Source organism: uncultured Clostridium sp., assembly GCF_934754925.1.
GTDB lineage: Bacteria > Bacillota > Clostridia > Clostridiales > Clostridiaceae > Clostridium.
The window spans coordinates 45,323-69,487 of the sequence record NZ_CAKVJA010000007.1 but is presented as its reverse complement, the minus strand read 5'-3'; the positions used below and the strand labels follow the sequence as shown (position 1 = coordinate 69,487).

Annotated in this window: 23 protein-coding genes and 1 other annotated feature (1 of these 24 running past the window's edge); of the genes, 3 read left to right on the top strand and 20 right to left on the bottom strand. The window is 29.7% G+C overall.

The window, feature by feature from the left end:
* Window positions 1-304, top strand: a binding site (T-box leader) (it extends 18 nt beyond the left edge of the window).
* A gap of 46 nt (window positions 305-350) precedes the next feature.
* The 3 genes from asnA (at window position 351) to speE (ending at window position 2,970) form a co-directional block, all read left to right on the top strand.
* Window positions 351-1,376, top strand: a complete 1,026-nt coding sequence (gene asnA / locus Q0G30_RS04540) for an aspartate--ammonia ligase (protein ID WP_294387100.1) — start codon at window positions 351-353, stop codon at window positions 1,374-1,376.
* Window positions 1,377-1,691: 315 nt separating this feature from the next.
* A complete protein-coding gene (gene speD, locus Q0G30_RS04535; RefSeq protein ID WP_294129117.1) occupies window positions 1,692-2,105 on the top strand; it encodes an adenosylmethionine decarboxylase in 414 nt (137 codons plus the stop codon).
* Window positions 2,106-2,115: 10 nt separating this feature from the next.
* Window positions 2,116-2,970 carry a polyamine aminopropyltransferase gene (speE, locus tag Q0G30_RS04530; protein ID WP_204571782.1) on the top strand — a complete coding sequence of 285 codons (855 nt, stop codon included), beginning with the start codon at window positions 2,116-2,118 and terminating at the stop codon, window positions 2,968-2,970.
* Window positions 2,971-3,027: 57 nt separating this feature from the next.
* Here speE and mnmA read toward each other — a convergent pair whose 3' ends face one another.
* The 20 genes from mnmA to Q0G30_RS04430 all read right to left on the bottom strand — a co-directional run bounded on the left by mnmA (window position 3,028) and on the right by Q0G30_RS04430 (window position 23,911).
* A complete protein-coding gene (mnmA, locus tag Q0G30_RS04525; RefSeq protein WP_195514745.1) occupies window positions 3,028-4,116 on the bottom strand; it encodes a tRNA 2-thiouridine(34) synthase MnmA in 1,089 nt (362 codons plus the stop codon).
* Window positions 4,117-4,133: 17 nt separating this feature from the next.
* Window positions 4,134-4,577 (bottom strand): Fe-S cluster assembly scaffold protein NifU, encoded by a 444-nt coding sequence (gene nifU, locus Q0G30_RS04520; RefSeq protein ID WP_133015821.1) that lies wholly within the window; start codon window positions 4,575-4,577, stop codon window positions 4,134-4,136.
* 2 nt (window positions 4,578-4,579) lie between these two features.
* Complete coding sequence (gene nifS, locus Q0G30_RS04515; protein ID WP_195466988.1) at window positions 4,580-5,764, bottom strand: cysteine desulfurase NifS; 1,185 nt, start codon at window positions 5,762-5,764, stop codon at window positions 4,580-4,582.
* A gap of 3 nt (window positions 5,765-5,767) precedes the next feature.
* Entirely contained in the window at window positions 5,768-6,217 is a 450-nt protein-coding gene (locus Q0G30_RS04510) for an Rrf2 family transcriptional regulator (RefSeq protein WP_195466989.1), read from the bottom strand.
* A 174-nt stretch (window positions 6,218-6,391) separates the two neighbouring features.
* Window positions 6,392-7,666, bottom strand: a complete 1,275-nt coding sequence (locus tag Q0G30_RS04505) for an L-serine ammonia-lyase, iron-sulfur-dependent, subunit alpha (protein ID WP_204571776.1) — start codon at window positions 7,664-7,666, stop codon at window positions 6,392-6,394.
* A 32-nt stretch (window positions 7,667-7,698) separates the two neighbouring features.
* Window positions 7,699-8,964, bottom strand: a complete 1,266-nt coding sequence (locus Q0G30_RS04500) for a replication-associated recombination protein A (RefSeq protein ID WP_294387086.1) — start codon at window positions 8,962-8,964, stop codon at window positions 7,699-7,701.
* Window positions 8,965-9,107: 143 nt separating this feature from the next.
* Window positions 9,108-10,037, bottom strand: coding sequence for a CAP domain-containing protein (locus tag Q0G30_RS04495; protein ID WP_294387083.1), 930 nt, complete (start codon window positions 10,035-10,037; stop codon window positions 9,108-9,110).
* A gap of 274 nt (window positions 10,038-10,311) precedes the next feature.
* Window positions 10,312-10,818: a hypothetical protein gene (locus tag Q0G30_RS04490; RefSeq protein WP_294387079.1), complete on the bottom strand. Its 507-nt coding sequence runs from the start codon at window positions 10,816-10,818 to the stop codon at window positions 10,312-10,314.
* A gap of 180 nt (window positions 10,819-10,998) precedes the next feature.
* Window positions 10,999-11,970: a sulfite reductase subunit C gene (gene asrC / locus Q0G30_RS04485; RefSeq protein WP_294387075.1), complete on the bottom strand. Its 972-nt coding sequence runs from the start codon at window positions 11,968-11,970 to the stop codon at window positions 10,999-11,001.
* A gap of 13 nt (window positions 11,971-11,983) precedes the next feature.
* Entirely contained in the window at window positions 11,984-12,778 is a 795-nt protein-coding gene (asrB, locus tag Q0G30_RS04480) for an anaerobic sulfite reductase subunit AsrB (RefSeq protein ID WP_294387073.1), read from the bottom strand.
* Window positions 12,771-13,787: an anaerobic sulfite reductase subunit AsrA gene (gene asrA / locus Q0G30_RS04475; RefSeq protein ID WP_294387071.1), complete on the bottom strand. Its 1,017-nt coding sequence runs from the start codon at window positions 13,785-13,787 to the stop codon at window positions 12,771-12,773. Before asrA ends, asrB begins: the two co-directional genes overlap by 8 nt.
* Window positions 13,788-13,936: 149 nt before the next feature.
* Window positions 13,937-14,626 (bottom strand): Crp/Fnr family transcriptional regulator, encoded by a 690-nt coding sequence (locus Q0G30_RS04470; RefSeq protein WP_294387124.1) that lies wholly within the window; start codon window positions 14,624-14,626, stop codon window positions 13,937-13,939.
* Between the two features lie 222 nt (window positions 14,627-14,848).
* Window positions 14,849-17,500 (bottom strand): bifunctional acetaldehyde-CoA/alcohol dehydrogenase, encoded by a 2,652-nt coding sequence (gene adhE, locus Q0G30_RS04465; RefSeq protein ID WP_294387068.1) that lies wholly within the window; start codon window positions 17,498-17,500, stop codon window positions 14,849-14,851.
* 483 nt (window positions 17,501-17,983) lie between these two features.
* The gene (locus Q0G30_RS04460) at window positions 17,984-18,787 is read right to left on the bottom strand and encodes an ATP-binding cassette domain-containing protein (protein WP_294387066.1); all 804 of its coding nucleotides are present in this window, start codon (window positions 18,785-18,787) and stop codon (window positions 17,984-17,986) included.
* The gene (locus Q0G30_RS04455) at window positions 18,753-19,673 is read right to left on the bottom strand and encodes an ABC transporter permease (RefSeq protein ID WP_294387063.1); all 921 of its coding nucleotides are present in this window, start codon (window positions 19,671-19,673) and stop codon (window positions 18,753-18,755) included. The genes Q0G30_RS04460 and Q0G30_RS04455 overlap by 35 nt, the downstream gene beginning before the upstream one ends.
* Entirely contained in the window at window positions 19,673-20,713 is a 1,041-nt protein-coding gene (locus Q0G30_RS04450; protein WP_294387062.1) for an ABC transporter substrate-binding protein, read from the bottom strand. The genes Q0G30_RS04455 and Q0G30_RS04450 overlap by 1 nt, the downstream gene beginning before the upstream one ends.
* Window positions 20,714-20,979: 266 nt before the next feature.
* Complete coding sequence (locus tag Q0G30_RS04445; RefSeq protein WP_294387061.1) at window positions 20,980-21,402, bottom strand: HutP family protein; 423 nt, start codon at window positions 21,400-21,402, stop codon at window positions 20,980-20,982.
* Between the two features lie 52 nt (window positions 21,403-21,454).
* Window positions 21,455-21,913, bottom strand: a complete 459-nt coding sequence (locus Q0G30_RS04440) for a MarR family winged helix-turn-helix transcriptional regulator (RefSeq protein ID WP_294387058.1) — start codon at window positions 21,911-21,913, stop codon at window positions 21,455-21,457.
* Between the two features lie 161 nt (window positions 21,914-22,074).
* A complete protein-coding gene (locus tag Q0G30_RS04435; protein ID WP_294387055.1) occupies window positions 22,075-22,488 on the bottom strand; it encodes a hypothetical protein in 414 nt (137 codons plus the stop codon).
* Between the two features lie 298 nt (window positions 22,489-22,786).
* Window positions 22,787-23,911, bottom strand: coding sequence for an SEC-C metal-binding domain-containing protein (locus Q0G30_RS04430; RefSeq protein WP_294387053.1), 1,125 nt, complete (start codon window positions 23,909-23,911; stop codon window positions 22,787-22,789).
* Window positions 23,912-24,165 lie beyond the last annotated feature (254 nt).

The window sequence follows — 24,165 nt, the reverse complement described above, 5'->3', positions numbered from 1 at the left end:
AGAGTAATTTTAATGATATCTTTAAGCGAGTAAGGGATGGTGTAAGCCTTATAAGATTAGTTTTAATGAAAAACGTTCCTGAGCTTCTAACCGAACAGTTGAGTTTTTTAAGGAATCACCTTTTCTTTACATCAAAGGTGTAAGTTCCATTTGCCAAATTAAAATTTGGAATCTCACTTAGTAGACTTAGACGGGACCCTACCGTTACAATGGGACAGTCTTAAATTTATATTTAAATTTAGCACTGATAAAGAGGCTTTATGCAAATTAGGTGGTACCGCGGAATTTACCTTTCGTCCTATATTTTTTAGGATGAAAGGTTTTTTTATATTATTTAGGGGGTTGTTTTTATGACAAAAGAATTAAAATCTAAAGTTTTCATACCTGAAAACTACAAATCTAACTTATCATTAATAGAAACAGAAATAGCAATAAAAAAAGTTAAAGACTTTTTTGAAACTAAACTTGCTGAAACTTTAAACTTAACAAGAGTTTCTGCTCCATTATTCCTTGAAAATAACTCAGGTTTAAATGATAATTTAAATGGAGTCGAAAGACCTGTAAGCTTTGACATGTTAGCAATTGAAGATAGTAATATAGAAATTGTTCACTCATTAGCAAAATGGAAAAGATTTGCTCTTCATAGATATAAATTTGAAGCTGGATCTGGTTTATATACAGATATGAATGCAATTAGAAGAGATGAAGAGTTAGATAATATACACTCTATTTATGTTGATCAATGGGACTGGGAAAAAGTAATTACTAAAGAAGATAGAAATATAGATACTTTAAAGGATACAGTTAGAAAAATATTTTCTGTATTTAAATCAACAGAAGATTTTGTTTCTAGTGAATATCCATCTATTGAAAAGATTTTACCTGAAGATATTACCTTTGTTACTTCACAAGAATTAGAAGATATGTATCCTTCTCTAACATCTAAAGAAAGAGAAAATGCTATTACTAAAGAGCATAAAGCTGTGTTTATATTAGGTATTGGAGATGAGTTAAAATCTGGGGAAAAGCATGATGGAAGAAGCCCTGACTATGATGACTGGAAACTTAATGGAGATATTTTATTTTACGATCCATTATTAAACTCTGCTATAGAACTTTCTTCTATGGGTATTAGAGTTGATAAAGCGGCCTTAGAATATCAACTACAGAAATCTGGATGTGAAGACAGACGTAACCTTCCATTCCATAAAGCATTATTAGAAGAAAAACTTCCTTTAACTATGGGTGGTGGAATCGGTCAATCAAGAATATGTATGTTCTTTTTAAGAAAAGCTCACATAGGTGAAGTACAAGCTTCTATTTGGGATGAATATACTCATAAACAATGCGAAGCTGCAAATATTGAACTATTATAAAATCTATATAAATTTTTTAATACAAAAAAACCACAATAATTATAATAAATTATTGTGGTTTTTTGTTTATTAATTATATTTTAAGCAACCTTCACCATATACACCTAAAAAAAATTATTTCAAGAAAATATTGACATTTTTTATTTGAAATTGTAAAATTACTCTTGTGTTAGTAATAGTTAACTATAAATTTAGTATTACTAAACTTTTTGAATATTTTTTATAGGAGGTTTTATGAACACCGCATTTTTATTAAGAAAATACTTATCCGTTGGATGGATGTAAATCAAATTATTGGAGGTTTTTATTATGAATATTGAACAATTAGGAAGACACATTTTAGTGGAGTATTACAACTGTGACAAAGAATTATTAAAGGATCATGAGGCTATTGAAAAACATATGAATCAAGCTGCTTTAGAAGCAAATGCAACTATAGTAACTAGCTGTTTTCATAAATTCAATCCTTGGGGAGTAAGTGGTGCAGTTATAATACAAGAATCACATCTTACAATACACACATGGCCAGAATATGGTTATGCATCAGTAGATTTATTTACCTGTGGTGATAGCGTCAATCCTTGGAAAGGATTTAAATACCTTGAAAAGGCATTAAGTGCAGATAGAAGTGAATCTACAGAAGTTTCTAGAGGGCTAGTTGATAAAATTAGAACCTTTGGCAATGGTGAATATAATAATTTAACAATAACTCATAAGATGGAGGTTTAAAGAGATGAATATGGAATTATGGTATACTGAAAATCAAACAGAGAATGTTAACTTTTCAATGAAAGTAAAAAATCATCTTTATTCTGCTAAAAGTGATTTTCAAAAAATAGACATAATAGATACCTACGAATTTGGTAGAGTATTAGTTATTGATAATTGGACAATGGTTACTGAAAAAGATGAGTTCATTTATCATGAAATGATAACACATGTGGCGTTAGCTACAAACCCAAATATAAAAAATGTCCTTGTAATTGGTGCTGGTGATGGCGGTACTGTTAGAGAATTAACTAGATATAATAATATTGTTAATATAGATATGGTAGAGATAGACAAGCTAGTTGTTGAAGCTTCTATTGAGTATCTACCTTTTACATCATGTAAATTAAATGATCCTAGAGTTAACTTATATTTTGAAGATGGAATTAAATTTGTTAAAGACAAAAAGAACTTATACGATTTAATCATAGTTGATTCAACAGATCCTATTGGTCCTGGTGAAGGTCTATTTACAACTGAATTTTATACTAATTGCTTTAATGCATTAACTGAAAAAGGTATATTAATTAATCAATGTGAAAGTCCTTATTATGATAATAATGCCTACGAGATGAAAAGATCTTATGGCAAATTAAATAAATTATTTGATATTTGCAAAGCATATCAATACCATATGCCAACCTATCCATCTGGTCATATGATATTCTGTTTTGCTTCAAAAGTATTAGATCCTGTGGCTGATTTAAACTCTGAATTATGGAACTCTTTAGGATTAGATACAAAATACTACAATACAGATATACATAAAGGGGCATTTGCTTTGCCTAATTATGTTATAAAAATGCTTAACGATACTTTAGAATAATATATAATCCAAGAAAAAGTAAAAAAATCATAGCTAAAATAGCTATGATTTTTTTATTTATATTATGCCAGCAATAATTCCTCCACCAACAACTTTGTTTCCTTGATAGAAAACAACAGATTGACCTTTTGTTATTGCTCTTTGTTTTTCTTTAAAGCTAACTTTAACTTTTCCATCTCTTAAAGGTGAAATAACCGCTTCTGCTGGTTTTCCTGAATATCTAACCTTTGCTTCAACTGTTATTGGCTCTTCAAGCTTATCAAATGGAATAAAGTTAACATCCTTAGCAACTAAGTCAGTCTTAAATATATCCTCTTCTGGACCTAATACAACTTCATTAGTTCTAGGATTTATATCAGTTACAAATACAGGTCTTCCAAGAGCTATTCCTAACCCTTTTCTTTGACCTATAGTATAGTAAACTATTCCTTTATGTTGTCCTAATACATTTCCGTTTTTATCAACAAAATTTCCTGGAACAACCTCTAATGGTCTAGCCTCACTTATGTATCTACCATGATTATTATCTGGTATAAAACAAATTTCTTCACTATCTTTTTTATTATATACTGATAATCCAATTTCCTTAGCAATTTCTCTTATTCTATCCTTAGTGTATTCTCCACAAGGCATAAGAGTATGTGCTAATTGCTCTTGAGTAAAGTTATATAATGCATATGTTTGGTCTTTTCTATCATCATCTGAACGAATTAATAGATATCTTCCATTTTCATCTTGTTCAATTTTAGCATAGTGACCTGTTGCAACATAATCAGCACCTATTCCTTGAGCTTTTCTTAATAACTCATCAAACTTTAAATGCTTATTACATGCTATACATGGGTTTGGTGTTTTTCCATCTATATATTCTTGAACAAAATAATCAATAACTTTTTCTTTAAAGCTATCTCTAAAGTTCATTACATAAAATGGAATACCAATTTTATTAGCAACTCTTCTTGCATCATCTACAGCTGAAAGTGAACAACATCCACCTTCTCTTTCTGTATAATCTTTATCTTCTTGCCATATTTGCATTGTAACACCAATAACATCATAGCCTTGCTCTTTCAAAAGGTAAGCAGCAACGGAGCTATCAACTCCGCCACTCATACCTATAACTACTTTTTTCTTCTTTTCCATCAAATCACACCTTAAGTTTTTTATTCGTGTCCGTGTACTGCATCATGTAATTCATCATGATCTGTTTCTTCGAATTCCCATCCTTCAGTGCTTAATCCAGCATTTCTTCTATAGTCATTTATTGCTTTGTGTATAGCTTCTTCAGCTAATACTGAACAGTGCATTTTTACTGGTGGAAGTCCATCTAAAGCTTCAGCAACAGCTTTATTTGATAATTCCCAAGCTTCTTCTAAAGTTTTTCCTTTAATCATTTCTGTAGCCATTGAAGATGAAGCTATAGCTGATCCACATCCAAAAGTTTGGAATTTAACATCTTTAATAATGTTATCCTCTACTTTTAAATAAACTCTCATTATATCTCCGCACTTAGCATTTCCAACTTCTCCAATACCGTTTGCGTCTTCAATTTCTCCTACATTTCTTGGATTTCTAAAATGGTCCATAACTTTATCTGTATATATCATAATTATTTTTCTCCCTTCTTAACAAAATCACTCCATAATGGTGACATATTTCTTATTCTTTGTATAATTCCAGGTAATACCTCTAAAACATAATCAACATCTTCTTCGCTTGATCCATCACCTAATGTTAATCTTAATGATCCATGAGCTAATTCATGTGGTAAACCTATTGCTAAAAGCACATGTGATGGGTCTAATGATCCTGACGTACATGCACTTCCACTTGATGCACATATTCCTTCGAAATCTAATGATAATAAAATTGATTCACCTTCTATATAAGTAAATCTTACATTTACATTACCAGGTAATCTCTTATCCCCTCTTGGTCCATTTAAATATGAGTATGGAACTTTTTCTAATATTCCATCTATAAGCTTATCTCTAAGAGCTGAAATTCTTTCCATATGAGCTTCTAAGTCTTTTGTAGCTAACTCTATTGCTTTACCTAATCCAACAACTGATGCAATATTTTCTGTTCCTGCTCTTCTAGCTCTTTCTTGACCCCCACCGTGGATTAAGTTGTCTATTCTTACACCTTTTCTTATGTATAAAGCACCTATTCCCTTAGGTCCATATATTTTGTGACCTGCTAAAGATAAAAGGTCAATATTCATTTCTTTTACATCTACTGGAACATTTCCTACTGCTTGAACTGCATCTGTATGGAATAGAACCTTTCTTTCTCTACAAATTGCACCTATTTCTTTTACCGGTTGAATAGTTCCTATTTCATTATTTGCAAACATAATTGATACTAAAATAGTCTTATCTGTTATTGCATTTTTTAATTCTTCTAAATCAATAAAACCTTCTTCATTAACATCTAAGTAAGTTACTTCAAATCCATTCTTCTCTAGGTATTCACAAGTATGAAGAACTGCATGGTGTTCTATTTTAGTAGTTATTATATGATTTCCCTTTTTTCTATGTGCTGATGCAATACCTTTTATTGCCCAGTTATCTGACTCAGATCCACCCCCTGTGAAGTAAACCTCATTCATATCACAATTTAAAGCTTTAGCAACTTGCCCTCTTGCCTTATCTATTGCCATTTTAGTTTCTCTTGATATTCCATAAAAAGATGATGGATTACCAAACTTTTCTGTAAAATATGGTAGCATTTCATTTAAAACTTCTGGCTTTACATAAGTAGTAGCCGCATAATCCATATATACTGTCTTCATATATTATTCACTCCTCTGTAATGTTAACGCTTCGTTTTTTTCTTTAATTTTATTGTAGTCATCTACTATATCTTGTAACGTTATGCCTTCCATAACCTCATCTATACTATTTTTTATCTTTGTCCATAAAAGTCTAGTTGCACAACAATCTATATTATTACAAGCAACCCCTTCAATACAATCAGCAATCTCTATAGGACCTTCAAGTACATACATTATATCTGAAACCTTAATATCCTTTGGCTCTCTGCCTAAGATATATCCCCCTTGAGCGCCTCTTATACTATTTATAAGCTTTGCTTTCCTAAGTGGAGAAAATAACTGTTCTAAGTAATATTCAGATATTCCTTGCCTTTGTGAAATAGTTTTTATTGATAGAGGAGAATCCCCATAATGTATCGCTAATTCAACCATGGCTTTTACTCCATATCTTCCTTTAGTTGATAATTTCATTTTCTCACCCCTTATTCAGACTTTTTTGCTCTGCTTTATGTTTATATCATACTAAATTACTCTGCTTTTGTCAACAATGATTTAATTCAACTTTTAATTTAATAAAAAAAACTTTTTTATGTCAAGTTTTTTAGTTAATTTTTATTAAGATAAAACAAATTTTTTTAATATAAATTACTCTTCAAGCATTATGTCTAAGATTTCCTTATCAGTTTCCTTCATTCCCTCTTTTCCTAATCTACCTACTGCAGTTATTGTTTCTTCAATGCTTTCTTTTAAAATACCAGTTTTAGGACTATAACCTTGATCTTCCATAGCAAGATAATGGCCCATCATACTTGCATCAACACTTGTAGCAATCTTAGCTGCACATGATGCTTTTGCGCCATCACATACTATTCCTGAAATATTAGCTAAAGTATTTGCAACAGTTTTATTAATTTGCTCTAATGTTCCACCCTCTAAATATGTAATTGCCGCTCCACTAGCACATCCTGCACTTACAGCTCCACAAAAGGCTGAAAGTCTCCCTATTCCAGTTTTTTGATGTATTGTCATAAGATTAGAGAATATTAACCCTCTATATAATTGTTCCTCTGATAAGCCTTTTTCCCTTGCATATATTATTACAGGAATTGACGTTGCCATCCCCTGATTTCCACTTCCTGAATTAGTCATAACAGGCAATGAACTTCCACTCATTCTAGCTTCTGAAGCTGATGCTGCATAAACTTTAAGTTTAGTAACAATAGAATTGGGATAACATTTCATAAGCATCTTTCCTATACCTACTCCATATTCTCCTTTTAAGCCTTCCTCTGCTATTGTTATGTTATATTCAATTTGTCTATCTAATAATTCTTTTACATCATTAATATCTACATTATTTGCAAAGTCAAATATATCATTAACATTTAAAATGCTTCTATCAATAAATACTCCTAGATACTTACTTGGATCTTCATTCCCTTCAAATAATACTTCACCATTTTTAATTACTTTAGAAATATTGTTATGTGCATATTTTATTTCTACTATTGCACTATCCTCTCCTGAATATACTTCCATTATTATATGTAACTGAATATCTGTATCTAACCTTTCAACAAAACAATATTCTTCACTCATAAGCTTATTAGCTTCTATTATATGTTCTTCTTTAACTTCACTAATAACCTCTAATTCCTTACTTGAATCCCCTGCTAAAACACCAATAATAGCACTAGCTTTAATCCCTACTAAATCTCCAGTGTTAGGTACTGTTACACACATTGCATTTTTAATTATGTTTCCACTACATTTTGCTGTAACTTTTTCCGGCATTTTCCCTAAAACATCTCTCGCCTTAGCTGCTGCATATGCAATTGCAATAGGCTCAGTACATCCCATTGCAGGTACTAACTCTTCCTTTAAAATTTGTAAATAATCATTATATTTATCTTTTTTCATCGTTTCTTCCCCCATGTTATTAAATTATTTTTCTACTTCTTAACTCTATCCCAATAATCTTTTGTGGCCTTTTCAAACTTATTGTCCCCATATTCATAATAGGTTCTATGTTTTATATTATCAGGTAAATATTGTTGATGTACATAATGATTTGGATAACTATGTGGATACTTATATTCAACCCCTCTTCCCATTTTACAAGCACCACTATAATGTGCATCTTTTAAATGGTTAGGAATATCACCTATAGTCATATTTTCTAAATCATTCAATGCAGAATCTATTGCTAAATATGCTGAATTTGACTTTGGACTTGTTGCTAAAAGTATTGTAGCCTCTGCAAGTGGAATTCTAGCTTCTGGAAATCCTAATTCTCTAGCAGAATCTACTAATGATTTAACTATTAAACTTGCTTGTGGATATGCTAATCCAATATCTTCTGCCGCAATTACTTGAAGTCTTCTACAAATAGATATTAAATCACCAGCTTTAACAAGTCTAGCCAAATAATGAATTGCAGCGTCTGCATCACTACCACGAATTGATTTCTGAAATGCGCTAAGTATATCATAATGTGCGTCACCATCATTATCGTAAGAAATTACCTTACTTTGAGTTGAATCCTTAACAACACTTAAATCAATTACTACAAATTTATCACTATTAGGTTTAGTTGAATTTAATGCAATTTCTAACCCATTAATAGCCTTTCTTACATCTCCATTACAATAAGAAGATAAATAATCTATAGCTTCTTCCTTCACATCTAATTTTATTTCATTATATTCTTTACTCTTAATAGCTATTGCTCTATTAAGAGCCTTCTTTATATCATCTTTTTCTACAGGTTTAAATTCAAATATAGTTGATCTAGAAAGTAAAGCTTTAAAAATATAAAAATAAGGATTTTCTGTAGTAGATGCAATTAATGTTATTCTACCATCTTCTATATATTCTAAAAGTGATTGTTGTTGCTTTTTATTAAAGTTCTGAATCTCATCTAAATAAAGAACTACACCATTAACACCTAAAAAAGTATCTAACTCTTTTGTTATCTCTTGAATATCTTTTAATGAAGCATTAGTTGCATTAAGCTTGTAAAACCTTTTTCCAGCCTTTTCAGCAATAATATTTGCTACTGTAGTTTTTCCTACACCTGGCGGTCCATAAAATATCATATTTGAAATTCTACCACTCTTTACTATTCTATCTAAAATCTTATTTTTTCCTAATATATGTTGTTGACCACATACTTCACTTAATTGTGTAGGCCTAATTAAATCTGCTAATGGTTTCATTTTTTCACCTCAAAGTCTTTTAATATTTAAAGTATAACATAACATAAGAAAAGTTATAGACTTATTTATAATAAAAAAGGGTTGTCCACTTTTTATTGTGAACAAACCCTTTGTTACATTATCTTATATTACTATTTATATTACTATTTGTAAAACTCTTGAGTAGCATATACTTTATTTCCTATTTTATATACTCCAACTCCTATACTTGAGAAATTAGTAGATAAAATATTTGCTCTATGACCTGATGAATTCATCCAATTTGTCATAAATTGTTCTGCAAGAGCATCCGCACTTACATTACCACCAATATAAGCTATATTTTCTCCCCATGCTCTATATGATACTCCATCATTTTTCATTTGAGTTGTTATAAGATTTCCATTTAAGTCTTCATGACTAAAATAATTATTATCTCCCATATCTTGAGATTTAATTCTAGCATATTTTTGCATTGTATTATTATATGTTAACGCTGGAACTCCTGCCTTAGCTCTTTCTTCATTTACTTTATTATATATAGCTTGTTCCACAGCTGCCATAAAGTTTGTATCTGCATTAGTTGAGTTATCTTCTGTTGAATTATCCGGTGTCTCATCAACTACTGGTGTATCCGGAGTACTTGGTGTCTGCTCTGGAACGCTTGGCGTTTCATCTACTGTTGGTGTATCTGGTGTGCTAGGAGTTTCTGTATCTCCTGTTGGTGGCACAATTGTATCACCTGGTGTTTCATCTATACTTGGATTATTAGGAACATTTGGCGTTTCAGTATCTCCTGTTGGCGGAACAACACTATTATTATCATTATTATTGTTACCATTATTATTGTTACCATTATTATTGTTATTCTCATTATGGTTAGGCTTGTTCACTGTTCCTCCAATAATTATTGTTCCTCCTGAACAATTACCCCACCATATTTTTTTAAAAGTTACTCCTTGAATTAAGCTTCCTGATATACTACATTTATTTGCTTTTTTTAGTGAAGCTTCTTTAGTTGCTGCAAAGGTTGGTGTAACGGCTCCCCCTATTACAGTTAATGTAACTATGCTGGCAATTAGTTTATTCTTCATCTGTACCACTCCTTTTTATTTTTTCGAACAGTTTAATTCTGATCAATATCTTATTAGTTCAAAGTACTTTTTACTTTCACTAATGTTGCCACTTACAGTTATAACATAGATTTTTAAATTTTATTGTAGTGGTTTATCTCCTTATATACCTTTTTTTTCATTATTAATATTTTATTTCTTGATTTTCCACCTATATTACAATTAAATTTTCGCATATTTTCTTGCTTTATAGCCTTTTGGTAATATATTGTATGTAATATATTACTATAAGTTTTTAGTCATTTTTTATAAAATTTTCGTTTTCATTTTGTGCAATTTTCAAGCTATTATATTCTTTTATACTTTCAATATAAAATTTTCCTTTCTTTTTTATCAGTATAACCTCTACTGGTACATCAATTCCTTCTGCTGTATCATATCCCTCTTCTACCCCATCACTTTCTAACGTTGTTGCTTGAGCCTTCATATTTATCAATAGGCATAAATTATATTTACCATCCTCTTTTGTAACTCCCATCAATTCACTTTCATATTTATTCAATACTATATTACCTATATAATAACTATAAAATATTACATAATTAGATTCATTAAAAGTTTGATTATCTATATAATCACTAACTTCATCATTATAATCCCCATCATATGATAGTACCTTATCAACAATATCTTTCATCTCATTTATATCTTTTTGCGATATATTATCCCTAGTACACATAACCATTGTTAAGTTAAACATAATCATAACTACTAGTATTGTATTTGAAACAAGCTTTCTCATCTATTTCTACCTACCCTTCATTTATTAATTTCTATACTATTCTTATGTAACGTTATTTAGTTATATGAATAGTACATACTGAAATTTAAGTGAAGCTATAAATCTTAATTTAATTACATAATTAATTATGATAATAAAAAAACAGTAATGTATCACTACGATACATTACTGCTTTTTATATTAAGTATTTGGATACTTAATTCCGCTCCAATATATATTATTTTTTAATATAGCTTTATCTGAAAGAGTAACTCCGTCTAATGCCCATTTCTTAAACTCTTCAAATCCTGTTCTATCTACTATATAACCAATGTGTTCCTTACCACCTGGTGCATTTTTATCTATATATTGAGTAACATACTTATAAGTATTTTGAATTACTTTAATTATGCTATCTTCGTCTACCCAAATTATAAAATCTTCTGCTAATCTTGGGTTTTTCTTACCTGTTCTACCCATTATAGCTAATCTATAATACTTTTCTTTACTTCTAGTCCATGCTCCTGTAGGACAGTTAATTACACATTCACCACATCCAATACATTTGCTATGGTCTCTTACTGGTGTGTAATTTTCGGCATGTAAAGCAGCCGTAGACTTTTTAGTACATGCTCTAACACAAGCTCCACAAGATATACATTTACTTTCATCTAATTGCGGCTCAGTCATTCCTATGATACCAAAGTCATGCATTCTAACTTTCATACAGTCGTTAGGACATCCTGTTAATGCAACTTTAAAATGTAAGTCATGTGGGAATATTGCCTTTTCTATCTTTTTTGCAAAATTAGTTGTATTGTAATTTGCAAATGGACAGACATTGTTACCTATACATGCACTTATATTTCTTGTACCTGCTGATGTGTATCCCTTTCCTGGAATTTCTTGATTTATTTCTAATCCTTCAATAATTGGTTGAAGTAATTCATTAACCTTGTCCATGTTTCTCATATCTATTCCTGGAACTTCGAAACCTTGTCTTGTAGTTAAATGAACTGTTCCATTACCATATGTCTCAGCAATTTCTTGAATAAGACCTAAATATTTAGCATTTAAATGTCCACCTGGTACTCTTATTCTTGAAGCTGTAAGTCCTCTATGTTTTGTAACTCTAAAGGCATTCTTTTTAAGCTTTTTAGTATTGATATCCATTAATTACTTCCTCCTAATCAATTAAAGATTTTCCTACTGTATAATTAAATACTGGACCATCTAAACAAATGTAAGTATCATCTATTTTGCAGTGTCCACATTTACCTATTCCACAGCACATTTTTCTTTCTTGAGAAATCCAAATGTTTTCTTCTTTGATTCCAAGTTTTAAGAATTCTAAAACTGTAAACTTCATCATCATTGGAGGTCCAACAACTACTACTTGTACATTTTCCATATCTTTAATTTCAAGTTCAGGAATATATTTAGTAACTAAACCTACTTTACCTTCATAACCTTCTTTAGCAGTATCAACTGTTAAAATAAGATTCATTGTCTTTTCCCATTCTTTCATGTCTTCTTTAAATAAAACATCTTCTGGTGATTTAAATCCTGATATTAAAGTCATACCCTTGCAATCTTGGCTATTTCTTGAGAAATATTCTACTATTCCTCTTACTGGTGAAAGCCCTGTTCCCCCAGCAACTACTATAACTTCTTTGTTCTTATAGTTTTCTATATCAAAGCCATTTCCATAAGGCCCTCTTAAGAATAATTTATCTCCTACGTAGTTCTTAAATATTTCATTAGTAACTTTACCAACTCTTCTTATTGTTAAGTCTACATATCCTTCACCAATTCCACTTACTGATATTGGTGCTTCACCATACTTTGGAAGAGATACTTCAAAGAATTGACCTGGTTTAACATCTCCTTTATAAGCCATTCTAAAAGTGTATTCTATTGGAGTATGCTCAATTACCTCTAAAATTTCTGATCTAAATGGTATGTATTCATTCTTAGTCATTATTCTTCACCTCGTTCATAGCATCTTCTAACTTGTTTATTATAGTAGAGAAACTGATATATTCTGGACAGATATCATCACATCTACCGCATCCAACACACATGTGATATCCCCATTTTTTCTTGTAATCATAGACTTTATGAAGAGTCTTAAATCTCATCTTTTGTCCTTTTTCTTTTCTAAAGCTATGTCCACCTGCCATATCTGTATATCCATCTACATGACATGAAGCCCAAACTCTTCTTCTTTCACCTGCGTTTTTATTATCTTTATATGATATATCTTGCATAGTGAAACATGTACATGTTGGACAGACAAAGTTACATCTACCACAAGTTATACATCTTTCATTATATTCATTCCACATTGTAGATTTCATAACTTCTAAACCTAAGTTTTCTGGAATATTAACCTTAACAGGATTTTCTGTAACAAAGTCAGGTGTAACTTCCTTTTCTTCTTTTTCTATAGAAGCTATTATATTTTCGATTTCTTCATCTTTAATATCTAAGTACACATCTTTTCCATCAACTTTAATGTATGCATTGTACTCATCAGTTTTATTTGATCCCATGCTTACACAGAAACAATTTTCAAAGCTCTTTTCACAACCAATTAAAACGAACTTTGCATTTTCTCTCATTTTCTTGTAATAAACATCTTCAAATCCATTTCTTAAATAGATATCATCTATTCTCTTTAATGAATGTATTTCACAGCTTCTTAAGAATATTAAAGACGGTCTTTCATCTACTTCAGCTTCTTTACATTCATCATCTGTAAAGAAAAATAAAGTTTGTCTTGTAGGTAAAATTGTTTCTTTATATGAATAACTTGATTTTTGATCAAATTCAATTTCTTCTATAGTTGAAATTTCCCCATATCTTACTCTATCAGTATCTGAAAAAGTTCCTGCACCTTCAAAAACCTTTGGAGCATAGATTTTATATGTTTTCTTTAACTCATTTAAAGCTAAATTCATATTTTCTAAGTTAAGTTTATATCCCATGTAAAACACCTCTTAGCTTATTTTTTCGCGTTCTTGTTAATTGATTAACAAGATTTCATAAGGCTATTATATTTTTTTTATAAAAAAAAAGATGTGACGTTTATCACATCTTATTAATTTTCTTTAATAAGTAATTATTAATAATCTATCTAATTTTCTTTAAAGAATTTCACTAACTTATCTCTATTTGGAACTATGATTTTTTTATTTTTATTAATAATTAAACCTTTATTACTTAAGATTTTTAAAGCTCTTGATATTGTTTCTCTAGGTGCTCCAAACATATCTGCTAAATATGTAATCGTTATATTTAAATCAATCAATGTACCTTCTTCTATTTCTATTCCATAGTCTCTTGATAGTTTCCATAATTTAGCCGCAACCCTTTTTTCTACCTTTATAGGAATAGAATTCTTACCTTGTCTATATAATCTTCTAACCTTTATTGCTAATGAATTAATTATTATCTTTGATAGTTCGAAATCCTCCTTCATAACTTCTAAGAATTTAACTCTATCAAAGCACAAAATTTCTGCACTTTCAAAAGCTTCACAATTAATTGATGCTGGTAGATTATCAATTATTACCTCATTTATTACAGTATCTTTTCCTAAAATAAATATTACTTTCTTTTGAGCTGATTCGCTTTGCTTATATAGAGCAACCTTTCCACTTTTAACTACATATATACTCTTTATAACTTCCTTATCTCTAAATAAATGGTCTCCTTTTTTTAATTCCTTTATAAAACAAATCTCATTTAATTTACAAATTGTACTCTTAGCTACTTGAGAAAATAGTGAACTTTCATCTAAATTTAAACTGCTCTTTTCCAAAATCTTATCTCCTAGTATTATTATTGTGAATATTATATCACAACTATATAAAAATATATCTTTTTCTTTTATAAATATTATAGATATATTTTTATTAATATATAGTTATATTCAATAACTTAAGCCTATAATATAGAAAAAATATAATTATTAGGATAAAAAGAGCATATATCTCAATAAAAAAGCCCTAGCTTTCACTAGGACTTTTCAAATATATATTATTGATTATTTATTTTTCTTTTCTTTTTTAGCTGTAGCTTCTACTGCTGCTTCTTTAACAGCTTCTTCTTTTTCACCATAGTAGCTAGTGATATACATTTCTTTTAATTCTTTCATTAATGGATATCTTGGGTTAGCTCCTGTACATTGGTCATCAAAAGCTTGCTCAACCATTTCATCTAATGTTTCGAAGAATTTAACTTCGCTTACACCAGCATCTTTAATTGTCTTAGGCATATTTACTTTGTTTTGTAACTCATCTATAGCCTTTAATAATAATTCAACTTTTTCAGCTTCAGTGTTTCCACCTAATCCTAAATGATCTGCAATTCTAGCATATCTCCATGCTGCATTTGGATATTTGTATTGAGCAAATGCTGCTTGCTTAGTTGGAGCATCAGTAGCATTGAACTTAATAACTTCTTTCATAACTAAAGAGTTAGCCATACCGTGTGGTAAGTGGTGGAATGCACCTAGCTTATGAGCCATTGAGTGGTTAATTCCTAAGAATGCATTACTGAATGCCATACCTGCCATACAAGATGCATGAGCCATTTTTTCTCTTGCTTTAATGTTAGTTGTACCTTCGTTATAAGCATCTGGTAAATACTTGAATACTAATCTAATTGCTTCTAAAGCTAATCCGTTAGTGTATTCTGATGCCATTACTGAAACGTAAGCTTCAACTGCGTGAACTAATACGTCAATACCAGCACAAGCTGTTAATCCCTTAGGAGAAGTCATCATTAATTCAGCATCAACGATAGCCATATCTGGAGTTAGTTCGTAATCAGCTAATGGATATTTAACTCCTGTTTGTTCATCAGTTATAACTGCGAATGGAGTAACTTCTGATCCAGTACCAGCTGAAGTTGCTATAGCAACCATCATAGCCTTTTGACCCATTGTTGGGAATTTGTATATTCTCTTTCTTATATCCATGAATGTCATTGCTAAATCATGGAAGTTAACTTCTGGATGTTCATACATAACCCACATGATTTTAGCAGCATCCATAGCTGATCCACCACCAAGTGAAATTACAACATCTGGTTGGAAGTTATTCATTTCTGCAGCACCAGCTCTAGCACATCTTAATGTTGGGTCTGGTTCAACATCTGAGAATATTTTATATTGAATTCCGTGAGCTTCTAAAACTTCTGTAACTTTGTTTGTATATCCCATTTCGAATAATACCTTATCTGTTACAATGAATGCTTTCTTTTTACCCATTTCACCTAATTCAGCTAAAGCTACTGGTAAACATCCGTATTTGAAGTAAGTTTTTTCTGGAACTCTAAACCAAAGCATATTTTCTCTCCTTTCAGCAATGCTCTTAACGTTAATTAAGTGCTTAGGACCAACGTTTTCTGAAACTGAGTTTCCTCCCCATGATCCACATCCTAATGTTAATGATGGTGCTAACTTAAAGTTGAATAAGTCTCCGATAGCCCCTTGTGCTGCTGGCATGTTAATTAATGTTCTAGCAGTTTTCATTCTTTCTCCGAATGTTAATACTCTATCTCTGTTCTTTAATTGATCAGTATATAGAACTGATGTATGACCCATACCACCTAATTCAATTAATCTATCAGCTTTATCTAAAGCTTCTTCAAATGACTTAGCTTTGTACATAGCTAATACTGGAGATAATTTTTCATGTGAGAATGGCTCTTCTAATTCAACTGAAGTAACTTCCCCAACTAAAACTTTAGCTGTTTCTGGAACATTAACTCCTGCCATCTTAGCAATCTTATAAGCAGATTGACCAACCATGTCAGCGTTTAATCCACCTTTTTCATTTAAGATTATATTTCTTACTTTATCTATTTCTTCGCCTTTAAGGATGTATGCTCCTCTTTCAGCTAATTCTCTCTTAACTTCATCATAAACTTCTTCTAAAACAATGATTGATTGTTCTGATGCACATATAACCCCGTTATCAAATGTCTTAGAAAGTAATATTGAGTTTACAGCCATTTTAATGTGAGCTGATTCATCAATGATTGCTGGAGTGTTACCTGCTCCAACCCCTAAAGCTGGTCTTCCTGATGAGTAAGCAGCTTTAACCATTGCTGGACCACCTGTAGCTAATATTATATCTGATTCTCTCATAACGTTTTGTGATAATTCAACTGATGGTTGATCTATCCATCCGATTATTCCTTCTGGAGCCCCTGCTTTAACTGCAGCTTCTAAAACTATTTTAGCAGCTTCTATTGTAGAGTTCTTAGCTCTTGGATGTGGAGAGATTATGATAGCATTTCTAGTCTTTAAAGCTATTAAACACTTGAATATTGCTGTTGATGTTGGGTTTGTTGTTGGAACGATAGCTGATATAACACCGATTGGTTCTGCTACCTTTGTGATTCCACTTGTTTTATCTTCTTCTAAAACTCCACAAGTTTTCATGTTCTTATATTGGTTGTATATATATTCAGCAGCAAAGTTGTTCTTTACAACTTTATCTTCTACTATTCCCATTCCAGTTTCTTCTACAGCCATCTTAGCTAACTTAATTCTGTTGTGGTTAGCTGCTAAAGCTGCTTGTCTGAAGATTTCATCTACTTGTTCTTGAGTGTAAGTAGCGAATTTCTTTTGAGCTTCTCTTAATTGTTTAATTCTTGCTGTTAATTCTTGAGCGTTTGTAACTTTCATTTATTACATCCTCCTAAATAATCAATATTTATAATAATTTTCATTGATATCTTAATTTTCAGGGACTTTGTTAAGTTTTTGTTTTGATTGTTAATTCTTTAACTTGTCCACACCATTATTGTACTCGTTTGTTTATTTTTTGTCAAACTTTTTTTGAGCTTTTTTTTATTTTATTTTAAACTTATATTTCCAACAACTTCTAAACCCTTGTCTTTTCAATCATGTTAACATTTTCAATTGCTTTTATATTTTTTTGACATTTTTTAAATTTCCAGTATTTATTTTTTATATTTATATTTTTATTCGACTAATTTGTCTTTTTATTAACCTTTACCCTCTTTTGTTATATTAATAACAAACTTCATTTCTTTTCTTATTATATTTTGTTATAATCTATTTTTATATTCAAAAAAAAGATTGAAATCTTAAATTCTTCCTATTTTATAGGAAAACTTAAATTTCAATCCCTTTTTATCAGTTATACTATGCCAATGAAGTTAGTAAACTTTTATCACTTACTTCATCAATAATATTAGAGTTGCTGAACATTTCCATTAATTTTTCTGTTGTTAATTCTCGCTTCTCTTTTCCTTTAATATCAAAAAGTACTTTTCCTTCATGCATCATAAGTAATCTATTACCACACTCTAATGCATGCTTCATATTATGAGTTACCATTAATGTAGTGATATTATTTTCTTTTATAACTTCTTGTGTAATCTCCATTATCTTAGCTGATGTTTTAGGATCTAATGCTGCTGTGTGCTCATCTAACAATAAAAGCTTTGGCTGTGACATAACTGCCATCATAAGAGTTAATGCTTGACGTTGTCCTCCAGATAATAATGTTACTTTATTATAAAGTTTATTTTCCAGTCCCAAATCAAGCTTCACAAGCAATTCCTTATAATATGATATTCTTTTTTTATTAATTCCAAAAGAAAGTCCATAAACTTTTCCCTTATTGTCTGCCAAAGCTAAATTTTCTAAAATAGTCATATTAGGAGATACACCTACCGATGGATTTTGATAAACTCGCCCAATTTCCCTTGCCCTAGCATACTCCTCCTTGAATGATACATCCATTCCATCTAATAATACCATTCCAGAATCTATAGGTATATTACCACTAATTAGATTTAATAAAGTTGATTTACCTGCACCATTTGAACCTATTATAGTTATAAATTCACCTTTCTTTACTTCTATACTAAAATTATTAAAAACTTTATTTTCATTTATGGTGTTAGGATTAAATACTTTGCATAGCCCTTGAATCTTTAGCATTTTCTTCACCACCTTCACCATTATTACCATTTAATCTTTTTCTTTTATTCTTTATTTTAAATACACCACTATTTGATGCTAATGCTATAGCAACTAATATGGCTGTTAATATCTTTAAATCATTTGGATTTAATTTCATCCATAATGCTATTGCCACAACTAACTTATATATTATTGCACCAAATATAGATAATGTTGTAACCTTTATAATAGATAATTTTCCAAATATGGATGTCCCTATTATTACTGCTGCTAATCCCATAACAACAATTCCAGTTCCCATGGTAACATCAGAAAACCCTTGATTTTGTGCTGTTAAAGCTCCTGACAATGCTACTAATGCATTGCTTATAGATAATCCTAAAACCTTAATTATATTCTTATTTACTCCTAACGATGACACAACTTGTTCATTATCACCAACTGCAATTAATAAAAATCCTGTTTTTGTCTTTAAAAATAAATCTAATATTACTTTTAATAAAATTACTATCGCTAAAATAATAAATATTGAATTAATAGCAGGATTCCTAAAAATATAATTAGTATTAAATAACGGTATATTGGATTTTCCCATTATTCTCAAATTTACTGAATATAATCCCATCATAACTAATATACCTGACATTAAATTACTTATTTTTAGTTTTACATTTAAAAAACCAGTTACAGCACCAGCACAAGCTCCTCCTAACGTAGCAACTAATATAGTAATCCATGGATTTATTCCGCGAATTAACATAGCTGCTGAAATTGACGCTCCTAACGGAAATGTTCCATCAACAGACAGATCAGGAAAGTCTAATATCTTATATGTTATATAAACTCCCATTGCTACCAAGGAAAATAATAGTCCCTGCTCTAATGCGTTAAGTATTACCTCCACTATTGAACCCCTCCAGTTACTTTATTAGCTTTTGCATCAATATCTTCTGGAATTGTTATATTTAACTTTTCTGCTACATCTGTATTAATAGTAATAGACATATCGCTTAAAGTAGTTATTTTAATATCACTAGGTTCTGTTCCATTTAGAATCTCTGCCGCTTTATATCCAGCTTCTTTTCCTAATTTAAAATAATCTATACCAATAGAGCAAAGACCACCCTTTGATACCCCTGCTTCCTCTCCACATAGTATAGGAACTTTTTTATTGACACAAATATTTCCAACCAAATCATAAGCTGAGGCTACTGTATTATCTGTAGGTGCATATAAGGCATCTATTGATCCTATTGCTGAATTTAAGTTTTGATTTATTTCATTGACAGTTGTAACTGATATTTCTTTAATATCTATTCCCTTTTTATCTGCTTCTTTCTTAAGTTCTTGAACTTGAGCTAATGAATTAGCTTCTGATGAATTGTATATTACACCTAACGTTTTTATATCTGGAACTAATGTTATTAATAGATTTAATTGCTCCTCCATAGAAACCATATCAGATGTTCCTGTAACATTTGTATCTGAACTTTCCCAACTTTTTGCTACTCCGGCTTCAATAGGATCTGTCACTGCAGTAAAAACTATTGGAATATCTTTTGTAGCATTATAAGATGCTTGAAGACTCGATGTAGCTATAGCAAATATCATATCTACATTAGATGTAACAAATTGATCTGAAATAGTTTTAGCAATTGATATATCACCTTGAGCATTTTGATAATCAATCTTTAAGTTCTTTCCTTCTTCAAATCCCTTTTCCTCTAAACCTTCTATAAACCCTTCCCTCGAAGCATCTAGAGCATCATGTTGGACTAATTGATTTATTCCAATTGTATACATCTCTTGAGATTCATTTGAATTTTTACTTACATCCTTTGTTTTTCCACCTTCATTTGAAGAATTTGTCTTACTACAAGAAACTAATCCTGCAATAATTAAAACTCCACTTAAAATTAGTGCTAATTTTTTCTTTCCTACCATGTTTCCATCCCCCTAAAGTTAAAACAACTCAAACTTTTTCCTACTATTCTACTTTTCATAATAAAAGAAAAGATAATATTTTTTTCTTTTCTTTAAACATATTATTATTTATTTATTTTTTTGTTACTAAACATTGAGTTATTTTATTAAATTGTTATTATTTATGTTATCACATTTTCAATATATTGTAAATATTTTAATTTTTATCCATATTATTCGTAAAAAATAGATTAGTATAAAATTTTTTTCTATACTAACCTACTATATTATTCGGGCACAGCCCTATGGCCAATCCCAATTACAACCTCATCTAAATGTAGAAGACCTACGCTTAAAAATATACAAACGCTCATATGTTGTCCTTTTCTAGCTATTCCAACTTTTCCTCCAACATTTTGTCCGCTAGCTCTCTCTCTAATTTGCATTAATGCATCTCTAGTTGCTCCAATAATTCCACCTTCATGTAAGTGTTCATCCCTTATAACATTACTTCTTTTAGATGCCACTAAAGCACGCTCTAATATTTTAGATGTAGATTCATTAATATTACCGCCTATATTAACTGCTGTAACTAATATTCCCGATTTTTTATATAACTCCTTTAATTGCTCTTCTTCTTCTCTTGTTGATATTGCCATTTGTGTAGCAATCTTAGCAACCTCCATACTTGAACTATAACTCATTCCCATACCCCTTTAAATATTAAAATATTTTACAAAACGAAGTTTATAATTTAATTAACTAACCAAGAAGATTATATTTTTCTTCAAAAAAGTTAGTCATTCTCTTTAATGATGTTATAAGTACAGTTTCCTCAGTCTCCGGAAGCTCTTGTATAATACTTTTTATCATATCATCATGAAACTGTGCATGACTATCAAATGCCATTTCTCCTTTGTTTGTCAGTTTTATTAAAACTACTCTTCTATCTTCTTCTATTCTTCTTCTCTCAACATACTCTTTTTTTATTAATCTATTTATAGCAGTAGTTAATGTTCCTACTGTAATATCTAAATCTTTTGCTACCTCTGTCATAGTCATCTCTCTATCCTTACCAATAGCTTCAATAATATGATTTTCAGTAACAGATAGATCACTAAATTCGCCTTGCTTTATAGCTGCAGCTTCAATTTTTAAAATATCATTAAATAATTTTACTAATAACATATTTAAAACGTCCTCAGACTCTTTACGTATCATTTGTTTCACTCTCCCAAAAATAAAAATACACTATTATTATAAAATACATTAATACATTTTATCCAGTATTATTTGAAATTATTTATCATTTATAATTTACTAATATTGTTTATTACAAATGAATAAGAGGAGATATAAAATACTCTCCCCTATTTATAAATTTATATTACTATCAAACTTATAGAAATTATCATGATTATAAATGATATTATTCCAAACCAAATTGACTTTTTAAGTAATTCATATTTTGAATATCTAGTTATCTTTTTTATATTTCCTTCTGGATAAATAAGTTCTACTTCATCTCCTTCATTCAAATCTGACATTTCATCATAGTCGTGATAATCAATTCTTAATTTTTCATTTCCTAAATCAATTTCTAAAACAGGATTTATATCTACATTATATATTTTATTTCTTTCACTTCCATAAGTTATATAACTGAAACCCTGTAATTCTATAACCTTTGCTTTTTTCTTTATACCTTTATTAATTAAATTCATTTGTTTTACAAATAATTTTACAGAAATTATCATGAGTATAGAAGCACCTAGTAACATTATTGCACTAAACATTTCAATTCACCTCACAAATATATTTTTTATATAATTTTCTTGGGTCTAATATATTTTATGACGCTAAAATCACGATGTTTACCTTTACAAAATATTTAATTATTCTATACTTATAATATTTATTAGCTGTAATAGTTTCATTTTTAGTTAATTTAAATTGCACTTTTTTAGCTTAGATTATGATTTAATTAACAAATAATTATTTTTTTTAATTCACTTTAATTTTTTTAGATTATTAGAACTTTATTATTCATGAAAAAAGGAATGTATTTAAACATTCCTTTTTAGTATAATTAATTTATCCACAACATTTTTTATATTTTTTACCGCTACCACATATGCATGGATCATTTCTACCTATTTTAACTTCATTAACAACTCTAGCATTTGCTTTTTCTATTTCATCTTCAGTATATCCCTTTAAAGACCATTTTCTAATGCTTTTTGCAAAAAGTTCTAATTCATATACAAAAATATTTCTTTCTTCTTCTGATTGTATTTCATAAGCTTGTAAAAATATATCTATAGCTTCAGACTTTTCTACTTCATTTTTTATAGCAACTATAAAGCCATCCATTTCTTCCTTTAGGATACTCTTATCAATAACAAATAATTCACCAAGAACTTTCTCTAATTTAGCTCCTTGTTTATTTTCTTCAACAAAATCAACTTTACCTGCTTTTACTAATGATTTCTTATCAAATTTATAATAATCATTTTTACATTCTTCTTGAAGCTTTAATATCTTTTCTACATCCTCTACATCTATATTGCAAAGCATATCTCCATCAACAACATAGTCATATCCAAGCTCTTCCCCATTTGTTATTAATGTATTTATATATGATTCATCAAAGCTTGTTCCAAATATATTTTTTATATTAGATTTGATAAAATCTATTTTGCAAACACCATAGTAATAAACCATTCCTGAAATAGCTTTTATTACTTCTTCATTTAATCTAGCTTTATCTTTTAAATCCTTATTTAAGTGACCGCTAATTACGCTCTTTAATTCTTCTGGAATAACTACAAATGCCTCATCATTTTTAACTCCTGAAAAAGCTAAGCCTCTATTTCTTAAATAATTAATATAAATCATCTCATTACATTCATATTTTTTTAGTCCGTTCACCTTAAGTAATTCTTCTATATATTTTAAAGAACTTTCTTCCATTAACTCTAAAGCAACTTTAGCATTCTCTAATACTACAGTAACCATTTTTTCAACAACATCAGCCTTCTTTAATGTTGTAATTCCTCTAACCGCATATTTCTTAGCTATTTTAACTAATTCATCTTTAGTCATTTTTTCTAAGAAAGCTCTTAAAGTATGATCCTCATCTATACTTTTCCACATTTTTTCAACTGTTTTATTATCAGCCTTCATTATTTCTTCTTGAAGTTTATTCTTATCTTCCATTTAATTTATGTCACCCCATATTATATTCTACAAAAAAAATCACTTATTCTATTATATATATTTTTTCGTTATAGTCAAAATTATTTTTTACCAAAAAATCGAATATCTATATGTTAATTTTTTATCATATATAAGTGATACTGCCCCCTTTTAATTTAGTTGCTATTATCCTGTATTAAATATGTATACAGTTAACTTTAATATACTATATCACTTATCTCCATTAACATTTCCCTTTATTTACTTGTTATTCT

Bases quoted from the DNA above. Each gene is read 5' to 3' on its own strand.
- asnA (WP_294387100.1), top strand. From the start codon at position 351: ATGACAAAAGAATTAAAATCTAAAGTTTTCATACCTGAAAACTACAAA.
- Q0G30_RS04430 (WP_294387053.1), bottom strand. From the start codon at position 23,911: ATGGAAGATAAGAATAAACTTCAAGAAGAAATAATGAAGGCTGATAAT.
- asrC (WP_294387075.1), bottom strand. From the start codon at position 11,970: ATGGATATCAATACTAAAAAGCTTAAAAAGAATGCCTTTAGAGTTACA.
- Q0G30_RS04435 (WP_294387055.1), bottom strand. From the start codon at position 22,488: ATGTTTAGTGCAATAATGTTACTAGGTGCTTCTATACTCATGATAATT.
- speE (WP_204571782.1), top strand. From the start codon at position 2,116: ATGGAATTATGGTATACTGAAAATCAAACAGAGAATGTTAACTTTTCA.
- Q0G30_RS04510 (WP_195466989.1), bottom strand. From the start codon at position 6,217: ATGAAATTATCAACTAAAGGAAGATATGGAGTAAAAGCCATGGTTGAA.
- nifU (WP_133015821.1), bottom strand. From the start codon at position 4,577: ATGATATATACAGATAAAGTTATGGACCATTTTAGAAATCCAAGAAAT.
- Q0G30_RS04440 (WP_294387058.1), bottom strand. From the start codon at position 21,913: ATGATACGTAAAGAGTCTGAGGACGTTTTAAATATGTTATTAGTAAAA.
- asrA (WP_294387071.1), bottom strand. From the start codon at position 13,787: ATGGGATATAAACTTAACTTAGAAAATATGAATTTAGCTTTAAATGAG.
- Q0G30_RS04445 (WP_294387061.1), bottom strand. From the start codon at position 21,402: ATGGGAATGAGTTATAGTTCAAGTATGGAGGTTGCTAAGATTGCTACA.
- Q0G30_RS04505 (WP_204571776.1), bottom strand. From the start codon at position 7,666: ATGAAAAAAGATAAATATAATGATTATTTACAAATTTTAAAGGAAGAG.
- Q0G30_RS04495 (WP_294387083.1), bottom strand. From the start codon at position 10,037: ATGAAGAATAAACTAATTGCCAGCATAGTTACATTAACTGTAATAGGG.
- asrB (WP_294387073.1), bottom strand. From the start codon at position 12,778: ATGACTAAGAATGAATACATACCATTTAGATCAGAAATTTTAGAGGTA.
- Q0G30_RS04450 (WP_294387062.1), bottom strand. From the start codon at position 20,713: ATGGTAGGAAAGAAAAAATTAGCACTAATTTTAAGTGGAGTTTTAATT.
- adhE (WP_294387068.1), bottom strand. From the start codon at position 17,500: ATGAAAGTTACAAACGCTCAAGAATTAACAGCAAGAATTAAACAATTA.
- nifS (WP_195466988.1), bottom strand. From the start codon at position 5,764: ATGAAGACAGTATATATGGATTATGCGGCTACTACTTATGTAAAGCCA.
- Q0G30_RS04460 (WP_294387066.1), bottom strand. From the start codon at position 18,787: ATGCTAAAGATTCAAGGGCTATGCAAAGTATTTAATCCTAACACCATA.
- Q0G30_RS04490 (WP_294387079.1), bottom strand. From the start codon at position 10,818: ATGAGAAAGCTTGTTTCAAATACAATACTAGTAGTTATGATTATGTTT.
- Q0G30_RS04500 (WP_294387086.1), bottom strand. From the start codon at position 8,964: ATGAAACCATTAGCAGATTTAATTAGGCCTACACAATTAAGTGAAGTA.